Below are 21634 nucleotides of genomic sequence, written 5' to 3'. Positions count from 1 at the left end.
TAACTAAAATTAAGTTTTAATTGCAAAATATGTTGGAGTTTATTATATAAAAGGGTATATTAAACTTACAGCACTATATTTATAGAAGAAGGGAAGATTGTTATGTTACAAAGGATTAGATTAAATCTAGAAGCAGTGGAAGCTATGCTATATTATTGGCAAGCAGCTAGCGAGAAAGACAATATACCAGAAAGCTTTTTTTATGATGTAGCTAAAATGCCTGCATTAAGTGCCGCTTATGACGAAGAATTTAACGAAGAGTCTGTTAGAAGAGCATTAAGTGCTATAAAAAATAGAGAGCGTTTTACTGGTAACAAGAAAGAAAAGAAGTTCTGGAACAATAATATGTGGATGATGGAAGATTTAGAATATACTAAGTCTATGGCAAATCCAATAAAAAGATTAAACTTAGATTCTTTAGCTTCTCAGCTTAAAGATGTTAAGGGCAGCGATAAGTTTGAGGAAGTAGAAGTAATCTTCTCACCACTTCACTCTGATGAGTATATAATTTCAGGAAATAAATTAATCATAAACTTCTTTAGAGTAAAACCAAGTGATGTGGATGAGAACACATATATTGGAGAAAAAGAGTTAAAAGAATATATAAAAGAAAAAATAGAAGAATTATTAAGCAAGTAATTAATAAGTATGAATTATAAATTCAATTCAATAATTTGCTGTTAATTAAATTACCATATAATTTAATAAAAGTTATAAAAGGCTAGGATACAAATTTAATATCCTAGTCTTTTACATTTAAGAGGAAGACTTGTTAAATATTTGTTTATTAAGATATTGGGTTGACTTATTACTAATTAACTAATAAAATATTATAGGATTAGTTAGGAGGCTAAGTAATTATGGAAGATGAAGAACTAAGATTAGGTTACTGGATTAAGCTTTTAGGTAGAAAAATGACAACCTATCAAGATGCAAGGCTTTTAAAATATAATATTACTAGTGCTCAACTTGGAGTTTTACTTGAACTTTGCGGAAGAGAAGGACAATCTCAAAGAGAAATTCAGCAAATACTAGAGATTAAGCCTGCAACCTTTACTGGTCTGGTATCCTCCTTGGAAGAAAAGGGACTTATTAAAAGAGTTCATGATAATGAAGATGCTAGGATAAATAGACTATATCTTACAGAGGAAGGGAAAGCAGTAAAGGAAGAAAGCTTTAAAGAGTTCCTCCATGTAAGGGACACAATGTTTAAGGGTTTTATGAGAGAAGAACAACAACTATTAGTTTGTTGGCTAAAGAAAATGTACAATAATTTAGAGGAAAGACAAGGTGATTAAATGGATAGAACAACAGAATTAGGACAAGAGTCCATAGGGAAGTTACTTTTGAAGTTTTCAGTTCCCGCAATTATAGGTATGATTGTAAATGCACTTTATAATATAGTAGATAGAATATTTATAGGACAAATACCAGGGGGAATCGGAGAACTTGCTCTTTCAGGAGTAACAGTAACTTTTCCAATTTCTACAGTAATAATGGCCTTTGGAATGTTAGTAGGTATAGGTTCAGCAGCTTTAATATCTATAAGGTTAGGACAACAAAAGAAGGATGAAGCTGATAAGATTCTTGGAAATGCACTTATGTTAGTTATTATAATTTTAGTAACCTTAGCGGTAGTAACTTTTCCTTTTTTGGATAAGATATTAGTTGCCTTTGGGGCTAGTGAGAACATTTTGCCTTATGCTAAAGAATATATTGGAATTATTATAGCAGGTGGAGTAATTCAAAATATAGGCTTTGGACTTAATGCAGCTATAAGATCAGAGGGAAACCCTAAGATTGCTATGTATACTATGCTTCTTGGAGCAATTACAAATACTGTACTAGACCCAATTTTTATTTTTGTATTTAACATGGGTGTAGCTGGGGCTGCTATTGCTACAGTTATAGCACAGCTTGCGAGTACAATTTGGGTTGTATATCACTTTACAAGAGGAAAGAGCATTTTAAAGCTTAAGAAGAAAAACTTTAAGCTAGATAAGGAAATTGTAAAAGGAATATTTGCAATTGGAATGTCTCCATTTTTTATGCAGCTTGCAGCAAGTCTTGTTGGAGTTATTTCTAATAAGGCCTTACTAACTCATGGAGGAGATTTTGCAATTGGTGCTATGGGGGTAATCTCTAGTGTTGCAATGATGTGCCTAATGCCTGTTTTTGGAATAAACCAAGGCTCTCAGCCTATTATTGGATATAACTATGGAGCTAAAAACTATAAAAGAGTTAAAAAGGCTTGGATGCTTGCTGTTATTGCAGCTGTGGCTGTGACCACCACTGGATTTTTAGTAGTGGAGCTTGCTGCACCAAGTATTATAAAAATATTTAATAGTAATGCAGATCTTGTTGCCATTGGAACTCATGGTATTAGAATTTATCTTTCAATGCTTCCAGTTATAGGCTTCCAAGTTATCAGTACAAACTACTTCCAAGCAATAGGAAAAGCAAAAATATCTATGTTTTTAAGTCTTATAAGACAAGTAATAGTATTAATACCATTACTTTTAATCCTTCCGCCAATCTTTGGTCTTAATGGAGTTTGGATTTCAGGGCCAACCTCAGATGCTGTTGCTTCAATAATTACTGTGTTTTTTGTAATGAGAGAATTGAAGATTTTAAAGCAGCAAGAGATGGAAGCTAGAGTAGCATAATAGAAACTAAGAATTTTAAATAAGAGTTAATATAAATTTGCTTGTATATAATTTTACTTATAATTCAAACAAAAGGTGTGCAAAAGCACACCTTTTATATTTCTGTATATGGTTCTGAGAACTTACATGGTGTAGAAAAATATTTAGGTAATTAATTTTTTCTTTAATTTGTCTATCTTCTTTTCTAAGGTATGGATAGTTTTAAAGATATCTTCATACTCTTTTAGGTTAATATCTCCACATTTATAATCCTCATATATGCCTGAGCCAATGTCATAGAAAAGTTTTTTTATGTCTCCTTCTATGCTGTGAATTTCATATTTTAATTTGGAGTTTTCAATAAGGTTGTTGGTGCCCTTTGCTAGTTCCTCCACCCCTTCGGACAAGGTTTCTAGCAGTTTGTCCCAATAGCTTCTATCCTTCATTTTTATCACCCTTTGTTACTTATAATAGATCACAAGAAAGTCTCCCTAAACCACCTTAAATGCTAAAACTTGCCAGGTGCTTAAGTGGGAGCAATCATGTAATATTACTATATAAGTATTCATTTAACAGGATTTATGTACCTTACTTAGAAGCTTACCTACAGATTTAAAGTTAAAATTCCATAAGTATTTAAGTATTAGAGCCTTTATAAAATAATAAAAGTCCATACAAGTTTTGTATATACATAATTGTTATTATTTTTAAGTAGCTCTAAATACAAAACTCTACTTCCTACAAAATAGGAAAGCTATATTACTCTAAGCGGCGAGCTTTTCTTTTTTTATATGTTAACCAACCCATTTTTAGTGAAGAATATAATCCTACTGCTGCTGAACCATAAAAACCACCCATGAAAAGACCAGCACTTAGATCCCCTCTATGACTAAAAAATATTGATATTATAAACCCAATTACTGTTGCAATAGTTGGAAAATATTTGTGTGGTATGGGAAATAACTTAAAACACTGTGTTAGTATAACAGTTAAGGGAACTGCAATAACTGCATCCCAAAAGTTAGTTTGTATATCTGGAAAGTTCATTTTCATTACCCTTTCATAATTAACTTTATTACTAAAGGTTCTTTAGGAGATACTAGTAATTTCTACTAGTATGCCACTAAGATAAAGAGATATTACTTTATATTTATGAATACTTTATAATATATTGCAGCAAAGCTACAAACTAGATTTTAACTGTAGTTATTAAACATTATAAATAGTTTCCTTGCAATATTTAATAATAGTAAATATTTACCTTTTAATAGAAAACTAGCTGTAGTATCATAGTATATAGGGAATAGATTTTAATTGATTATTATAAATAGATATCTTAGTTTTTTATAGCTGTGAAATAAGTTTAAGTGTAAGCTTAAGGCGTTAAGAGATGTACATACAATTTTAGGATGGTGACAATAGCATGGATAAAAAGAGGTTAAGTATAGGTTTTTTTGATTCTGGTGTTGGAGGTATAAGTGTTTTAAGAGAAGCTATGAAACTTATGCCTAATGAAAACTATATATATTTTGGAGATTCAAAAAATGCTCCTTATGGAGTTAAGACTGTGGAGGAGGTACAAGAGTTATCCTTTAAAGCAGTGGACTTTTTACTTTCAAAGGGTGTTAAGGCTGTTGTTGTGGCTTGCAATACTGCTACTTCTGCAGCTATCGAGGAGCTTAGGAGCTTTTATAAGAATATACCTATTATTGGAATAGAACCAGCCTTAAAGCCAGCAGTGGAACTAAATAGGGAAGGTGCCGTGGTAATTATGGCGACACCTATGACTTTAGCGGAGAAAAAGTTTAATGCTCTTCAGGAGAAGTATAAATCTCAAGCTCAAATTGCACCTCTTCCTTGTGGTGGATTAGTTGAATTAATTGAAACTGGAAACATAGAAGGTGGAGTAGTAGAGGAGTATCTCAGAGAAAAGTTTAAGGAAGTAAATAGCGACAAAATTGGTGCAGTGGTACTTGGTTGCACTCATTATCCTTTTGTACGAGATTCTATAATAAATGTTCTTGGTCAGGATATACCTGTTATAGATGGAAGTGATGGTACCTCAAGGCATCTAAAAAATATTTTAGAAGACAATGCCATGTTAAACCCAGCAGAAAAACAGGGGAAAGTTGAAATATATAACTCTTTAGAAAATGCGGCAATAATAGACTTAAGCTATAAATTGCTAAATAAGTAGATCAATATAAATTATTTGGTATTGATTAAAAAGTTAAAGAATTTTGCTTTAACCTAATCCATAAGAAAGAGCCCCTACCTCTAAGCGTAGCATAGGTGTGTTAAGTGGAGAACGATAGAGAAAGAATACTTATATATTCATTCTAAGTTATGCTTATTCATAACTTAAGGTTTAGTGAATTTAGAGGGGCTCATGAATTAATTAAGGTGGATACTTTCATTAATCAGAAGCAACCTAAAATATTTTCAAATAATTTCTATAAATCTTTAACAAAAACTGCCTTACTGGAATACTCTATACTATAGACAAACTCTACAGCTAAAAAGTTTTTAATTAATTATAGCTTTATGGAAGTGAACTTATCGTTAGGATAAAGTCACTTTTTTAGCTATTAATTAGCAGTATTAAAGTGACTCCAAGTCTTTAAGCTTTATAAATGCAGTGAGTTAGTATAAAGAATTGTTTTTAAACAAGGACTCTTGTTTAAAAGGATTTTATTAATGGAAAATTCGCTTTGCAGTTATTAAGCCTAAGCAGTTACTGTAACTTTAAAAGAAACCTTTTAGCAAAAATAAAAAAATAGGGTGATAAGGGTGAGGATTTTCAAATTTTCTAAAGAGAACAACCATGATAACGGTGAAGGATTATTTGAAGTGAGAATTGCTAAGGATAAGGAGTTTAAAAGTGTGATTCTAACAAACCCCACAGATAGTAATTGTATTTACATTATCGATAAGATTACACTTTTAGGTAAATTCAATTTAAATTCAGCAAGGTATAACGAAGTAAGGTTTTATAGTTATGAAGATTTAAAAACTACGGACAGTGATTATAGCTATGATTCCTTAAAAATTAAGTTTAAGTTACATGAAATGGAGAGTGCGGACAAGCTCTTACTTTACAAAACAAACATGGGAAGTGAATCAATGAATAATTTAATAGAAGAAGATTATTTTTTGGTTTTACCAGGAGGAGTTCTTTCTATTGAGTTTGCAAATGGAGAGAAGGATGTTTTTTTCAAACTCATGGTAAAGAAAGAAGTATTGTAAAACTATTCTAAAAGGAACAGACCGTAGGATTATCCTAAGGTCTGTTTTTCTATATAGGTCTTTGTGCAAATGTTCTAATGTATATAATTTAAAATATTATTTCTACATTATAATACAATTTTAAGCAACTTATATTAAAAAGAATGCAAAACAGGATTATATATATTTATGAAGTGTCCTTATTTCATTTTATATATGTTTAAGTAAATTACTTTAGTCAGCTTTAAAGGAGATATATTTTTGAGGGAGTTAACATTTGAGAGTATTTATCTATTGATACATAAGGAGTAGTGAAAGGTTTCTATAAAATTTAAATATATTTAAAGATTATATTTACATAATTATGGTATAATAATTAGTAAAATGTAGAAGAAATATCTAAGAGAGCATAAAGCAGGGTGTTGTTACATATTTAACAATAAACTGTTTAAATATATTTTGTCAGAGAAAGGCAGGGGTTATTATGAATCCAATAGTTACATTTGAAATGGAAAATGGAAAAGTAATGAAAGCAGAATTATACCCAGAAATTGCACCAAATACAGTTAAAAACTTCATAAGCTTAGTTAAAAAAGGTTTTTATAATGGCTTGATTTTTCATAGGGTTATTCCAGGCTTTATGATTCAAGGAGGATGCCCAGAGAAAAGTGGAATGGGTGGCCCAGGCTATTCAATAAAGGGAGAATTCTCATCTAATGGCTTTAAAAATGAACTTAAACATACAACAGGAGTTCTTTCAATGGCTAGATCTCAACATCCAGACTCAGCAGGAAGCCAATTTTTTGTTATGGTAGCTAATTCTCCACACTTAGATGGACAGTATGCTGCTTTTGGAAAGTTAATTGAAGGACAAAATGTGGCAGATGAAATTGTAAGTACAAAAACAGATTTTAGAGATAGACCTTATGAAGAGCAGGTTATGAAATCAGTAACAGTTGATACTTTTGGTGTAGATTACGAGGAACCAGAAAAACTATAATATACAATGTAAAACATAAGCCTTAGAAATTTTTCTATTAAAAGAAGTTAGAAAAGCTTTGTAGTAAGACTAAAACATAGACTTAACTTATAAGCGACGTTACTTTTCTTTTAATAATACTTTCGAGGACTAAGTTAGCCTATTTCTAAAAGAAACCTTAAAACCTAGGGGAATAGTTTTGTAAATAGGCTCATAGACTACAAAGTAAGATTTCTAAAGGAAAAGGAGTATTTTATGAATTTGCTTGATAAAAAGGTTATTTTAACCTTTGCTTTAGATTCACAGGAGATTAATCTATTAAATAATCACTTTGAAAAGCAAGGTGCAAAACCTTGTGTTATTATTGAAACTTCTATGGCTGAGAGAACCTTAGAAGAAATTCTAGAAGATAATGAACCAGTAGAAGGAAAAGGACAAGAAGCATTACCATTAGAAAAAATTATAATATTTAATGGTTTTGATGGGGCAAATCTTCAAAGAGCAGTTACTGAAGTAAGAACTATCTTGGAAAGTCGCCCAATTTTGGCTACTGTAACCCCTATATCAATGACTATGAAATTTAAAGATTTATTAGAACATTTAATTGAGGAAAGAGAATTTCATAGGCAAAACTCGAAAAAGAAAAATTAAAAAGAAAGTCCTCTAAGGTTTTAGGGGACTTTTACTTTTTATATAGGAAGTTAGGCATCTTCAAAAAATAAATAAGTTAATCTGCTTGTCTATTTTGTGATATACTGCGTCAACAGAACCCTTAGATAGCCCCACTATCTGCGGAACCTGTTTTCTTGTCTGCACAAGCTTGCTTGTGAACGCAAAATATACTTCACATCTTGGACTTGTTATTTATTTTCAGATGCCTTAGATTTTCTCATTAGAAATAGTGTGACCAAAGCCTTGGGATTAGAAGACTTTATTTCTTCTTTAGAAGGACTTATGAGGATATATTCTTATTTAGGAAGGAATATTATAAAGAGTAATTTACTGAAGTTTGTGAATTTATGATATAATATTCAAGGAAGCATAGTAAAAAATTAATCTTTAGATAAGCTTACTTTGGCTGTATTTAGGCTTTAGAAGGAGAAGGTATTATGAGTGGAATAGGTGAAAAAATAAAAAATGCTAGAAATTCAAAAGGCATGACACAAAAGCAATTGGCTAAAAAGCTAGGGGTTGCAGAAAGCTTCATTAATGAAGTGGAAAATGGAAGAAAAGTTGTCAATGAAAGTCTTATGGATAGAATAGGCAAGGTTTTAGGTGGAGATTTAGAGGATATGAGCTCCATGATGAATGCTGCTATTATGGAAGAAGAAAAGACAAAGATAGCACCTAAGAAGGTTAATAAACCAGTGGAATCAATAAATGAGATATGGAATGATGCTTTAGGTTCAGTTCTAAAGTCTGTAGGAATATTTGGCTACGACCTAAGTAAGCTAGTAGGGAAAAAGGATTTACCTATCATTTCAAATAAAGTGGAAGGCTTTGCTCAAGATAAGGTGTTGTATCTTCAAATAGAAAATGATGACTTAATTGGTTTTAGAATAGCTAAGGGAGATTTAGCTTTTGCTAATCTTACTTCAGAAATAGAGAACAATGCTATATTTTTATTAGATTATAATGGAGAAAGAGTTTTAAGACAAATTAAAAAGTTGGATGCTAATAAACTTTTGTTAATCAGCAATAGAGGTTCTTTAAGAACAGAAACAGCAAGTCCGAAGGAGATTAAGGTTATCGCAAAACTAAACAGGTTGGAAATAAAACTATAATAAAAAATAGAGAAAATCCACAAAAATCATGCACAAAATTAAGCTCCCTATGATAAACATATCATAGGGAGTTTTTTACTAGGGGGATTTTATGGAAGATTTAAATTTGAACATAGAAGAATTAATAGAAGAAGAGGATAAAAGAGAAAGCTCAAACAGCCCCATATGTAATGAAGCATATTATAGTGAGGATTACCTTAATTATTTAGTAGAGTTTGAGGGCGATATATCAGCTCAAATCGAAAAATTAGATTATGCTTGTGCCTTTAGGTTTTCCCCTTTTTACTATGTAGCTTCAGTAAGAGTTGGTATGCTTCCGAGGCTTTTTGAGGATGTACCAGGGATAATTAATGCAGATACAAGTTTGCCCTACACCTTAAGTGAAATTCAGCCTGTAGTAGCGGCTAATATTACGAAATTTCATGGGAATACCTTTTTAAGCTTAAGAGGTGGAGGAACAATAGCAGCAATAATAGATACAGGGATAGATTATTTAAATCCTCAATTTAGAGATGCAAATGGAAACACAAGAATATTGGCTATTTGGGATCAGAGTATCCCAGGAACTGCTCCTAGTCCAGGGGTGGGGTTTGGAACCGTATATACAAGGGAGCAAATTAATGAAGCAATTAAGGCTTATGATAGTGGGGGAGATCCCTATGCCATAGTTCCTCATAAAGATACCATAGGACATGGAACCAATGTGGCAGGGTTAGTGGGATCTAGAGGGTTAAATGGGGTGGTTGGAGGAGCCCCAGACTGTAATTTTGTTATTGTGAAGTTAAAGGAAGCAAAAATGGTAGCTTTAAGACTTGCAGGCATAGATGAAAGAAAAGGGATAATATATGAAGGACTAGATTATCTTGAAGGAGTAAGATATGTATCTAATTTTCAATCTGAAATTGATAGACCTATGGCAGTGCTATTAAGTCTAGAAACTAATCTATCAGGTCATGATGGAACCTCCTCCCTAGAAAGATTTATAACTTATTTTGCTACTAGAAAGGGTTTAGTGTTTGTAGCTGGTTCAGGAAACCAGGGAGACAGTGATACTCATGCCAGTGGTGTTTTTACCAAGAGTCAGCAAGTAAGAACTGTAGAAATATTTGTGGATGAAAATGAGCAAAATTTAGTTTTAGCTATATGGGCACAAAAGCCTGACAGAATTTCAGTGGGGTTAGTATCCCCAAGTGGAGAGATTATAGCCCCTGTCTCACCTAAGGTAAAAACTGAGGAAAAGTTTAACTTGGTTTTTGAGGGAAGCACTGTGCTAATCACCAATAACCTCCCAGAGGATACCACTGGAGACCATTACATTACAATTAATATTCAAAGACCCAAGGGCGGAATATGGCAGCTAAGGATAAGAGGAGAATATATAGTTATAGGAAATTTTAATGTATGGCTGCCACAAAGACAGCTTCTGCAACCTCTTACTCGGTTTTTGGATGCATCTCCATATATAACGCTAACAACACCAGGCACTACTAGAGCAGTAATTACTACAGCTTTTTATAACCAAAATAGTAACACCATAATGGCTGGTTCTGGAAGAGGTCCCACAAGAATAGGAGAAATGAAGCCTGATATTGCCACAGGTGGATTTATGGCAGCTACTACAGGACTTAGTAATACTACAGTGGAAGCTACAGGGTCAAGTGTTGGAGCAGCGGTACTTACTGGTGGGGTTTTGTTGCTTTTAGAGTGGGGAATAGTTAGGGGAAATGACCCAACCATGTATGGTCCCACAGTAAAATCTTATTTAACAAGAGGAGCAAGGAGAAGAATAGGGGATGTATACCCCAATACTGAGTGGGGATATGGCTTTTTAGATTTACAAGGAACACTACAAAGTATGAGAAATACGGAATACAGGGAAATATCAGAGTCTTACAGGGGTGAAGAACACTCAGATAATTTAAGGAATAATATAAATATGGAGGAGAAGTTTAGGAAAAAGGATAAATCTCACATAGATAAATTATCAATAAATACAGTAGTAAGGACACCAATTGATTTATATTATAGGATTAATCTATAGAAGATTATAGCATAGTAAAATTACTGAAATAGCTTGGACTTTCTATTTACTATATAATTTAGCTTCCATATTTTTTGAGTGTAAACAGCCATATAGCAATAATCAGAGGGTGAAAGATGGATAAGAAAAGCAATTACAATAATTTAGACTTTAGGCAAATCAGTGGCAATTTTACCTATGGGGATCCAGCGGAAGTTTTAATGTTAACTGTAGAATATATAGGAAATGTAGAAGAAGAATTTAGAGGTATAAATTTTGCTAGAGTAGTAGTAGTAACTCCATTTAATGCAATAATTTTTGTGGAGGCAAGAAGGCTTCAGGAACTTCTTAGAATAAGTAAAACCATTCAATATGTAGACCCAATAAATCCATACACCTTAACTCAAGTATCACCTATAGAAGCAGCTAATATTCTTGAGTTTAGTCAAGGCGGTACTTTGGATTTAAGGGGTACTGGAGTAATAGTTGGGATGATTGATACAGGAATAGACTATTTAAATAGAGAGTTCATGACTGAGGATGATAAGACAAGGATTGATAGAATTTGGGATCAGACTATTGAAGGAGGAAGGGCACCCTTTAATCTTGGATATGGCAGTGAATACACTAGAGAAGATATTAATAGAGCTATTGAAGCTCAAAGGGCAGGTGGAGATCCCTATGCCATAGTTCCCTCTAGAGATGAAAATGGTCATGGAACTGCAGATGCAGGCATTATAGGGGCTAGGGGATATGGAGATATGAGAGGCGCTGCTCCAGATTGTGAATTTATTATGGTTAAGCTAAGAGAAACAAATAGCACTTATCTCCAAAACATAGGTGTTTACGATGAACCTGGAATATATAGAAGTTCAGATATAATAGCTGCAATTTATTATTTAACTGAGGTGCAAAGAGCTACGCGAAAGCCTATGGTGATTTTTATACCCCTTGGAAGCAATTTTGGAGGACATGATGGAAGTTCTTCTGTAGAAAGACTTATTGATTTACTATCAACAAGGAGGGGACTTGTATTTGTCACAGGCACAGGAAACCAAGGAAATACTGAAACTCATACAGCAGGCATTATAGCCAGAACTGGAGATGTAGCTACAGTAGAAATGGATGTAGACCCAAGTCAAAGGGGGCTTGCCCTTAACCTTTGGTGCAACTACCCTGAGAGAATATCAGTAGGAATCACCTCTCCTACTGGGGAGGTCATGGATAGAATACCAGCAAGATTAAATGGAAAAGGAAAAAAAACTTTTTTATATGAGAAAACTGTAGTTTCTGTAGTTTACTCTTTCCCAGGAATTATTACAGGAGATGAACTTATCCTAATAGTATTTAACGATTTAAAGCCAGGAATCTGGAAGCTTACCTTGTATGGAGATTTTATAGTTAATGGGAAATACGATATTTGGATGCCTCAAAGACCCATTGCAAAACCAGCAACTAGATTTCTTGCCCCAAGTAATGTTATGACTCTTACCCTTCCCTCTACCAGTAGAAGCGTTATTGCCACTGGCTATTACGATCAAAGCAATAATGTATTAGGGCCTTCTTCAGGTATAGGGTTTACCAGGGATGAAAGAGTTAAACCAGATTTAGTTAGTGGTGGGGTAGAGGTTTTAACTACTGCAGTAGGAGGAGGATCCACAGTAGTTACTGGGTCAAGTGCTGCAACGGCGGTTTTAGCAGGGGCTATAGCCTTAATATTGCAATGGGGAATAGTAGAGGGTAATGATCCTAAGCTATATAGTGAAGAAATAAGAAACTATCTTATAAGAGGTACTAGAAAAAGACCAGGAGATGTATATCCAAATCCAGAGTGGGGCTTTGGAATACTAGACCTTGCTGGAGCCTTTGATGCTATAGCAGGGCAAGAACAGGAAAGTAACGCACTAGTAAGAGGAAGTTATTATGAGAATAGGGGATTAATCACTGAAATATATATTGAAAGTCTTCCAGCCTGTATATATATAAGAATGCCAAGAGAGATATGTAAAAGGTTAGGATTTGGCAGAGATAAGGAGGTGAGAGGTTATGCTTCAAGATAGAGAAGCCATCCAACCAGTTCAACCACTTCAGCAGGAGGCCACTTTAACATCACCACCAATAGTAGAGGGACAACAAGCAGAAATACCGTCAGCAACGGAAGTTCAGCAACCAACTCAAACTACAGAAACACCACCAATAGCAAATGAGAGTCAAGGGGAAGAACAACCTAAATTAACACAAGCACCAACTTCTATATTAGCAACTATGGATATGCAGCCAACTAGTAATGATGTACCTATACTGGGAGGAACAAAGGATGCAGAGGGAAATATTACAGGCTGTGGAGATTTATATTTAAGTGAGGCTTATGAGAGCTATATAGTTGAGGTTGAACAAGGGTTTTATGAAAGTTTACAAAACATAAATTATGCCTGTGCTTTTCCCATAGGTCCTTTTTCAGCTGTTTTATCGGTTCAAAAGGGAAGACTTCAACAACTTATAGCAGAAGCTCGGGGACTTATTTACTTTCAAAGGAGCTATCCCTTTACCTTATCCATTCTTTCCCCAAGTTCTGTTGCTAATATAAATCAGTTTCATGAAAATGAGTTTTTCAAATTAACGGGTAAGGGTACAATCATTGCAATTTTAGATACTGGAATAGACTACTTAAATGAAGAATTCATGACAATAGATAAGCAATCTAGAATTTTAGAAATATGGGACCAGACTATAGAAACAGGAGAGCCACCTAGGGGATTTAATTTTGGTAGTATTTACACTGAAACACAAATAAATCAGGCAATTCAGGCAAGGCGAGAAGATAAAGACCCCTATGCCATTGTTCCTGAAAGAGACACTATAGGTCACGGTACTTCAATGGCAGGGATTGCCGCAGCTACAGGAATAAAGATTCCTAGGGGAGCTGCTCCAGAGTGTGAATTGATAGCAGTAAAGCTTAAGTATGCTAAGGCTAGCACCCTTTTAAGAAGTGGAATTATAGACCCTATGGTACCAGTTTATGATGCTGCAGATATTGCCCTTGGTATTAGATACCTAATTGAAGCACAAGTGAGATACAAAAAACCTATGGTAATTTTTCTACCCTTAAGCTGTAATTTTGGTGGTGCTGATGGAAGTTCTGGCCTAGAAAGATTTATTGATTATTACGCTACAAGAAGAGGAATTGTGTTTGTCACAGGTAGTGGAAATCAGGGAGATACAAGCACTCACTCTAGTGGGGTTTTAAGAAAAACTGGAGAAATAAGAAATATAGAGGTAAACATTGATGAAGCTGAGAAAATAGTTCACTTAGAGTTATATGGGAACTCACCTGATAGGATTGCCATTGGAATAGTTTCACCAAGTGGAGAGACCATTGAAAAGGTGCCAGTAAAACTAAAGGGGGAGGAGATATATAATCTAGTTTTTGAAGGAAGTACAATAAGAGTTGAGTATGCTATGCCTGAGGAAAAAACAGGAAATGAAGTTATTCATATTTTTATTGAGAATTCTAGAGGTGGTATTTGGCAAATTAGAGTTTATGGAGAGTATATTGTGGATGGTAGATATGACTGCTGGCTACCACAAAGAGAATTGCTAAAGGGGGATACAAGGTTTATTAACCCAGATGCATATACAACAGTTACAGCGCCAGGCACAGCATATAATATTGTGACAACAGCTTTTTATAATCAAGGAAATAATTCCATAGAAGCAGATTCAGGAAGAGGGTTCACAAGAGATAATAGAGTTAAGCCAGAGATTGCTACTGGGGGGATAGATGTAGTAACAACTTTTTTAAATAATGAAACAATTACAATAAGTGGTTCTAGTGCAGCAGCAGCAGTGCTATCAGGAGCTTGCGCCTTACTTTTAGAATGGGGTGTGGTTAATGGAAATGAGCCAACTATGTATGGACCAACGGTATCTTCATATCTAATAGCAGGAGCTAATAGAAGAATTGGTGACATTTATCCTAACAGGGAATGGGGCTATGGCACTTTAAATCTCCTAGGGACTTTTGAAAATTTAAGAGTTAGTGGAGAAAGTAGATTTGGTAATGAAAATAGAAGTGCTGACACCTTTCAGGATTTTATTAAAAAAGATTCACATAGTATAAGGGGAGATTGGAGCTATGATAAGGAAGTTAGTGAAACACTCTATAAAAGGATTCCACAGGAGATTTATAACAGGCTAAGAATTTCAAATATAGGGCTAAAAATTCATGGGAGGGATGGGGATGGAAGATAATAACTCTAGAACACATAGAGAATTTACAGATATACAGCAGCTTCAAAACCCTAACGTATTTCAAACCTCCTCTGGATGTGGACAGAAGTATTTAAGTGAGGATTATGTATCCATAATTACTCAATACAGTGGAGATATTATTACAGCTTTTCAAAAGGTTGATTACGCCTGTGCCTACATTTTTTCTAATGCTTATGCCATTGTAAGCGTAAGAAAAGGTATGGAAGAACAACTTTTTAAAGACGTGGGAGTATTAATTGGAATAGAGTTTAGCACAGGTTTTTTTCCAACAGCACTATCCCCAATTAATACAGCAAATATTTCATTGTTTCATGAAAATCCTTTCCTAAATTTAAGAGGAAGTGGAGTTCTTGTTGGAATACTAGATAGCGGAATAGACTACTTAAATATAGATTTCATGACGGAAGATGATAAAACAAGGATTGTATCCATATGGGATCAAACTGTAAAAAGTGGTCCGCCACCAGCCAACTATGATTTTGGAACTGAGTATACTAGGGAGCAAATAAATTCTGCTATTCAGGTAAATCTATCAGGGGGAGATCCCTACTCTATTGTATCCCAGCGAGATGAAACAGGCCATGGAACAGCCGTTGCTTCAATTGCTGGAGGAAGAGGCAGAGGGGAAGTAATAGGAGGCGCACCTGATTGTGAATTTGTTATAGTAAAACTTAAGCCTGCAAAGAAAGCTTCCTTAGAGACCTTTGGAATATTTGATGTAGAAGGGGTAGGACCTATTTATGAGAGTACGGATATAATATTTGGCATGAGTTATTTAATGCAGGTACAAAGAAGTTTAAACAGACCTTTAGTTATAGTTATACCCCTTGGCTCTAATTATGGAGGGCATGATGGAAGCAGCTCAGTAGAGAGATTTATTGATTATGTTTCAATGAATAGAGGAGTAGTTGTAGTTACAGGGACGGGAAACCAAGGAACAGCTGAAAATCATGGTAGCGGTACTCTACAAAAAACAGGAGATGTGCAGATTGTTGAAATAAATGTAGACCCAGCTCAAGTGGCGCTGACCATGTTCTTGTGGACTAAAAGGCCTGATAAGGTATCTGTTGGAATTATAGCTCCTAGTGGAGAAGCTGTTCAGAGAGTTCCGATAAGGCGAGGGGAAAGCCAACAGTTCAAATTCTTGTTTGAACAGAGTACTATAAATGTAGATTACTTTTACCCAGAAAATATAACAGGAGATACCTTTGTTAGGGTATTTATTAATAATATAAAACCAGGAGTTTGGCAACTGAGGGTCATTGGGGAGTTTATTGTCAGTGGAAGATATGATTTATGGTTGTCCAGTAAGGAACTTTTAAGGCCACAAACTAGATTATTAAATCCAGACCCCCTTATAACAATTCAAATCCCTGCTACAAGTAGAAGTGTATTGGCTACAGCCACCTATAACCAAGATTTAAATATTTTATATCCTAGTTCTGGAAAGGGCTTTACTCGCGATGGAAGAATTAAGCCGGATATTACTTCGGGAGGGGTAGATGTGTTAACCGCAGCAGTAGGAGGAGGAACTACTACCTATACAGGATCTAGTATGGCTACAGCTGTTCTAGCCAGTGCAGTAGCATTAATACTTCAATGGGGAATTGTAGATGGAAATGACCCAAATATGTATGTTTTGAAGGTTAGAACTTATCTAATTAGAGGAACTAGAAAAAGACCAGGAGATATATATCCAAACGAAGATTGGGGTTATGGAATTTTAGATTTAGAAGGAACTTTCAATGCAATAAGAAATCTTCAATCAAATGTTCCTGCCATTAGAGATAATAGTGAAGGTGCAGTGGAGGTATTTGGCAAAGATATTTACAATAACATACCACCACAGGTTATGGAAAGGTTGCTATAGATAATAATGTAAGTTATATAAAGTTATATAACTTACATTACTAAACATCCAAGAAAAACTGCCTTCTACAGATATTTGCCTCCTATTGATTAGCTAATTGTTAATATAAGTTATATAGAAGTAAAAAAAACATGGGAAATACCCTGTAATTTATCGTAATAATATTTAACGGTAGTTTACAGGGTATTTTATGTGAGATTTTATGGAAAATCCTATTGTACTGATAACAAAAACTATGAAGTGGCATAAGATGTATATATAGAATATTGTGGGAGGGGTAGCATTGGAAAAAAGTGATGGATTACTTAACCTACTTTTAAATCTACCACAGGGAATAAAGTCTAAATTATCACCAATATTTGGAGAAGACACCCTCACATCACAACAAATAGAGTTAGCTATTTTATATGGAGACAACAGAGAAGCAGTAAATGCTCAGGTTCAGGCCTTAGGAGGGACCTTTGAGGACTTAGGCTTTGGCTATGGCATTGTAACGGTGAATGTTAATGTGGTGAGAGATGTTGCAAACATAAGAGAGATACTTTATATAGAACTTCCTAAAAATCTGTTTTTATCCTTTGAACCAAGTAACAGAGCAGCCTGTGTCACTGAGGCAGCGCAGATATATGGGCTAAATGGAAATGGAATTTTAATTGGATTTATTGATTCAGGGATAGACTATACACACCCAGCTTTTAGAGAAGCCAATGGAGATACAAGAATAGATTACATCTATGATCTAGACGACGGTGGAAAAATATATAATAGAGAACAAATTAATGTTGCACTAAGATCCCCAGACCCTTTTGCTATAGTTCCTCAAGTAGATAGGGTGGGGCATGGAACTCATGTAGCGGGGATTGCTTGTGCAGGAGGAAACATAGAGAGAAGATATATAGGAGTAGCGCCTCAAAGCTCTATAGCTATGGTTAAAATGACAAGAGAGGGAAGACAAAATAATGCTAAAAGTACTCAGCTTATGAGGGGCATAAGGTTTCTTGTTACAAGGGCAGATGAACTTAACAAGCCTCTTGTGATTAACATAAGCTTCAGTACAAATGATGGAGCTCATGATGGAAATAGCCTTTTAGAACAATATATTGAGACCATAGCAAATTTAGAAAGAGTAACTATTGCTATTGCTGCAGGCAATGAGGGTGATAAAGCTCATCATAGTGGTGGAGAACTAAAGGAAGAGCTTAGAATAAATGTTAATATTGCAAGTGAAGAGAGAGGAATAATATTTCAGCTTTATAAGTCCTTTTTAAAAGATGTAAGTTTAGACATTGTAGCACCTAATGGAAGCAGAACTGGGGTGTTAAGACTTACAAGGCCCTTTATAGAAGGTAGTATAAGAACGGATGCTTATTATATTTATAATAGTGGACCTACCCCTTTTAATATTAATGGAGAAATAGTTATAAGTCTTGTAGCTCAAGCAGAGTTTTTAAGTGCAGGGGTGTGGACCTTAATTTTAACTACTCCAGGAGGTAGAATTAAAGGAAGATATGACATGTGGATGCCTATTGCAGAGGGGTTAAATCCTAATACAAGATTCTTAAATCCAAGTGTTTATAATACCGTAGGAATTCCAGGGACAGTACCATCTATCATCACTGTGGGAAGCTATAACTATGTTACTGGTACCATTTCAAGTTTTTCGGGAAGAGGAAATGAATTGTTGGTTCCTGTAAAGCCAGATATCATTGCACCAGGGGAGAATATCGAGGCACCAATACCAGGAGGCGGGTACGATTCCTTATCAGGAACCTCTATGGCAACACCTAGTGTAGCAGGGGGGGCGGCTTTACTTACCCAATGGGGCTTAGTAATGGGAAGAGATCCTTATCTTTATGGTCAAAGACTTAAGTATTTTCTATTAAAGGGTGCAAGAAGAACTAGAACAGATGTAGATTATCCGAGTCCAACCTGGGGCTATGGCACAGTATGTGTAAGAAATGCCATTGAGGTTTGGAATGAAGAGGTGGCATCAAGAAGTATAGGAACTTATGGTGGAGATAATCAGTTAAGAGAGGATGTTTATATATCAGCTCCACAAGTTAATGGAGGAATTAGTTCAACGGTAGAAGAATTCTCTAATAGCGAGGTGGATAGTAAAAAAAAAGAGGAAAAAGACAAAGGGGTTAAAGAAAAGCAGACTTTAAAGAATCCTAGTAGTTTATATTTAAGTATACCTCCTGAAATTAACCAAAGAGTACTCAAAGATAGTTGAAAAAAAGAAGAGTAAGTATAGGAAGAGGGGCTGAGGATAGCTTTCACAGAAACTTTTTCATGAAGGTATAGAATTTTGAGGGACTGAAGGAGGGAGCGCTATGAGGGAAGAGGATAGAATTTATAGTAAAAATATAGATAATAAAAATTATGAAACTTTACAAAGCTTAAACTTGAGCCATATAAACACCAAAGAAAATAGGAAAATATCAAAACTCATAAGAGAAATATCAGCACCAGAACAACAAGAAAATCAGCCATCTAATGAGCAGCAGAATACCACAAAAATTAAGAAAACAGATAAGGAATATTACTTAAGTGAGGATTATCAAAGTTATTTTATAGAGTATGTAGGGAATATAAAAGAATCCATTGATAAACTTGATTATGTAGATATATATTTCCCAGGAAAATTTTTTGCAGTAGTTTACGTTAAGAAAGGAATGGTAAATAAGCTATTAGAGGATGTACCTGAAATAATAAATATTCAAAGTAGCTTTCCATATACTCTATCTCAGCTTGAAACTGTTAATGAGGCTCCAGATCTTAAAGCTATAGATAAAGGAACTGTAACTTTAGATGGGCAAGGAGTAGTAGTTGGGGTAATAAGCACAGGAATTGATTATTTAAACCCTAGGTTTATGACAGCTCAAGGTGAAACAAGAATTGAAGCTATATGGGATCAAAGTAATCAACAGGGCTCACCTCCAATTGGGTTAGTTCAAGGAACTGAATATAGTAAAGCACAAATAAATGAAGCTATAAAAGCTCAGGCCGTTGGTAAGAACCCTTATGATATAGTGCCTCATATTGATCAACTTGGTGATGGAACTGCTTTAGCTGGAATAATTGGTGGGAGAAGACTAAAGCAGGATGAAGAGTTTAAAAGTATGGTTTCAAGCTGTACCTTTGCCATTGTGAAATTAAACAAGGCTAAAAGAGCAACTAGGGAATTTGTTGGATTAGATGATACAAATATTGATGTTTATGAAAGTATTGATATAACTTCAGCTATAAGGTACTTAGGTCAGTTACAGGAAAAACTTAGAAAGCCAATGGTGGTTTATATTCCAGTGGGAAGCAATTTAGGAGGACATGAGGGAACCACTGTAACAGAAAGATATATAGATTTATTTTCACAAAGAAGAGCTTTTTTAGTAGTAACTAATAGCGGCAATCAAGGAAATAGCAATACCCATGTTAGTGGCACCTTAACTCAAAGTAATAACACATCAACAATTAGGCTTCAGGTAGATGATAAAGAAAGGAACTTATTTCTAAATTTTTACACTCTAAGATTAGATAGATTTAGTTTTAGTATAAAAGCCCCTTCAGGAGAAACTAGTGAGGTTATAGAAATCCCTAAGAAAAATCAGTTCCTTTCCTTCAACATTGGGGACACTCAAGTAAGGATTCAGTTCTTTGCTGTGCCCCAAGGCTTAGGGGAAGAACGAGGAGAAATACTATTTAGAAATATTACTGGAGGAATTTGGGAGTTCATTGTAACTGGGGAGTCTGTTACTGTGGGAAGATATGATAGCTGGCTTCAGCAAAGAGAACTTTTGGAGCCTGGAACTAGATTTTTAGATTCAGATGCTGATATTACTATAATGTCTCCAGGCACCGCAAGAGATATTATAACTACTGCTGGATATGATCAAAGCACTAACACTATACTTCCCCAATCCGGAAGAGGCTTTACAAGGGATGGAAGAGTTAAACCTTCTATAACCTGCGCAGCTACAAAAATCTTAACTACTGGGTTAAAGGATCAGCTTCAGGTAGTAAGTGGTATGGCAGTAGCAGGGGCAATTGTAGCAGGTACAGGAGCTATTTTAATGCAGTGGGGCATAGTAGAGAAGAATGATGAGGATATGTATCCTCAAAAACCAAGAAACTATATGATTGCCTCTACAATAAAGCAACCGGATTTAATGTATCCTAATACACAGTGGGGCTATGGGGTACTAAGCATAGAGTTGCTCCTTGAAAATCTAAACAAGTCCTTAGAAAGGAACTATAGTATAGAAGGATTAAAAAATAAATCAATTTCTGTAAGAAATAAAGACAAAATGTATTGTGATGAGTATAACTTCTCTGGGTTGTATATTTGTATTCCTAGAGAAATATATAAAAACTTAAAAAGATAACTATTACCTTAATGAGGGGATGGAGTGATTCATGAGAGAAGATATGGTTTTATATGAAGAGTTTTATAAAGGAACTATAAATAGAGGTAAAGGAAAAAAATCAACACTTCCCGAAGTCGATTATGATGATAGGAGGGAAGACGCTTCCCCTGAAATAAAGAAGAACTTAGAGAAAAAAACTCCAGGAGAATACTATGAAAGTGAAGATTATGAAGTTTATCTCATTGAATATGTTGGAGATATTAAGAGTAGCATAGATAAGATTTCTTATGCAGAGGTATATTCCACTGGGGAGTTTTTTGCATTTCTATTTGTACAAAATGGAATGCTTAATGAGGTTTTGGAAAGTGTTCCAGAAATTATTAATATATATGTTTTAATAAAGTTTCTACATTCTAATGCATAGCCTGTCTATGGTTTGAGTAGGAACTTTATTTATTGTATTAATAAAGCTCTT

General features: G+C 34.6%; 17 protein-coding genes. 15 read left to right on the top strand and 2 right to left on the bottom strand.

Annotated elements, in window-relative coordinates; genetic code table 11:
* Positions 1 to 102: 102 nt before the first annotated feature.
* The 3 genes from J2Z44_RS14990 to J2Z44_RS14980 all read left to right on the top strand — a co-directional run bounded on the left by J2Z44_RS14990 (position 103) and on the right by J2Z44_RS14980 (position 2666).
* Complete coding sequence (locus tag J2Z44_RS14990; RefSeq protein ID WP_021285549.1) at positions 103 to 639, top strand: TDE2712 family protein; 537 nt, start codon at positions 103 to 105, stop codon at positions 637 to 639.
* Between the two features lie 221 nt (positions 640 to 860).
* Complete coding sequence (locus tag J2Z44_RS14985) at positions 861 to 1298, top strand: MarR family winged helix-turn-helix transcriptional regulator (RefSeq protein WP_021285548.1); 438 nt, start codon at positions 861 to 863, stop codon at positions 1296 to 1298.
* A complete protein-coding gene (locus J2Z44_RS14980) occupies positions 1299 to 2666 on the top strand; it encodes an MATE family efflux transporter (RefSeq protein WP_021285547.1) in 1368 nt (455 codons plus the stop codon).
* Between the two features lie 143 nt (positions 2667 to 2809).
* Here the strand turns inward: J2Z44_RS14980 and J2Z44_RS14975 are convergent, their stop codons facing one another.
* Together J2Z44_RS14975 and J2Z44_RS14970 are read right to left on the bottom strand one after the other, a co-directional pair.
* Positions 2810 to 3091 carry a hypothetical protein gene (locus tag J2Z44_RS14975; protein WP_021285546.1) on the bottom strand — a complete coding sequence of 94 codons (282 nt, stop codon included), beginning with the start codon at positions 3089 to 3091 and terminating at the stop codon, positions 2810 to 2812.
* A gap of 313 nt (positions 3092 to 3404) precedes the next feature.
* The gene (locus J2Z44_RS14970; protein ID WP_021285545.1) at positions 3405 to 3692 is read right to left on the bottom strand and encodes a hypothetical protein; all 288 of its coding nucleotides are present in this window, start codon (positions 3690 to 3692) and stop codon (positions 3405 to 3407) included.
* A gap of 376 nt (positions 3693 to 4068) precedes the next feature.
* On the opposite strand from J2Z44_RS14970, the gene murI reads away from it, so the two are divergent.
* The 12 genes from murI (at position 4069) to J2Z44_RS14910 (ending at position 21583) form a co-directional block, all read left to right on the top strand.
* The gene (gene murI, locus J2Z44_RS14965) at positions 4069 to 4842 is read left to right on the top strand and encodes a glutamate racemase (RefSeq protein WP_209649763.1); all 774 of its coding nucleotides are present in this window, start codon (positions 4069 to 4071) and stop codon (positions 4840 to 4842) included.
* A gap of 593 nt (positions 4843 to 5435) precedes the next feature.
* Complete coding sequence (locus J2Z44_RS14960) at positions 5436 to 5891, top strand: hypothetical protein (RefSeq protein WP_021285542.1); 456 nt, start codon at positions 5436 to 5438, stop codon at positions 5889 to 5891.
* 463 nt (positions 5892 to 6354) lie between these two features.
* Positions 6355 to 6870 carry a peptidylprolyl isomerase gene (locus J2Z44_RS14955; protein ID WP_021285541.1) on the top strand — a complete coding sequence of 172 codons (516 nt, stop codon included), beginning with the start codon at positions 6355 to 6357 and terminating at the stop codon, positions 6868 to 6870.
* A gap of 234 nt (positions 6871 to 7104) precedes the next feature.
* A complete protein-coding gene (locus tag J2Z44_RS14950; protein ID WP_021285540.1) occupies positions 7105 to 7500 on the top strand; it encodes a DUF3783 domain-containing protein in 396 nt (131 codons plus the stop codon).
* Between the two features lie 458 nt (positions 7501 to 7958).
* Positions 7959 to 8633 (top strand): helix-turn-helix domain-containing protein, encoded by a 675-nt coding sequence (locus J2Z44_RS14945; RefSeq protein ID WP_031272047.1) that lies wholly within the window; start codon positions 7959 to 7961, stop codon positions 8631 to 8633.
* Positions 8634 to 8724: 91 nt separating this feature from the next.
* Positions 8725 to 10674, top strand: coding sequence for a S8 family peptidase (locus J2Z44_RS14940; RefSeq protein WP_021285538.1), 1950 nt, complete (start codon positions 8725 to 8727; stop codon positions 10672 to 10674).
* A 116-nt stretch (positions 10675 to 10790) separates the two neighbouring features.
* Positions 10791 to 12713, top strand: a complete 1923-nt coding sequence (locus tag J2Z44_RS14935; RefSeq protein ID WP_021285537.1) for a S8 family peptidase — start codon at positions 10791 to 10793, stop codon at positions 12711 to 12713.
* Positions 12700 to 14904, top strand: a complete 2205-nt coding sequence (locus J2Z44_RS14930; protein ID WP_021285536.1) for a S8 family peptidase — start codon at positions 12700 to 12702, stop codon at positions 14902 to 14904. The genes J2Z44_RS14935 and J2Z44_RS14930 overlap by 14 nt, the downstream gene beginning before the upstream one ends.
* Entirely contained in the window at positions 14894 to 16795 is a 1902-nt protein-coding gene (locus J2Z44_RS14925) for a S8 family peptidase (protein WP_021285535.1), read from the top strand. The genes J2Z44_RS14930 and J2Z44_RS14925 overlap by 11 nt, the downstream gene beginning before the upstream one ends.
* Before the next feature lie 283 nt (positions 16796 to 17078).
* Entirely contained in the window at positions 17079 to 19028 is a 1950-nt protein-coding gene (locus tag J2Z44_RS21870; RefSeq protein ID WP_209649761.1) for a S8 family peptidase, read from the top strand.
* A 100-nt stretch (positions 19029 to 19128) separates the two neighbouring features.
* Positions 19129 to 21177 carry a S8 family peptidase gene (locus tag J2Z44_RS14915; protein WP_021283100.1) on the top strand — a complete coding sequence of 683 codons (2049 nt, stop codon included), beginning with the start codon at positions 19129 to 19131 and terminating at the stop codon, positions 21175 to 21177.
* A 31-nt stretch (positions 21178 to 21208) separates the two neighbouring features.
* Positions 21209 to 21583: a hypothetical protein gene (locus J2Z44_RS14910; protein ID WP_021283101.1), complete on the top strand. Its 375-nt coding sequence runs from the start codon at positions 21209 to 21211 to the stop codon at positions 21581 to 21583.
* The last annotated feature ends 51 nt before the right edge of the window (positions 21584 to 21634 follow it).

It is taken from the genome of Clostridium punense, from assembly GCF_017874425.1.
In the GTDB taxonomy this organism is placed as follows: Bacteria; Bacillota; Clostridia; order Clostridiales; family Clostridiaceae; genus Clostridium_J; species Clostridium_J punense.
The sequence above is the reverse complement of the archived record's forward strand: the minus strand, read 5'-3'. Positions and strand labels throughout refer to the sequence as shown.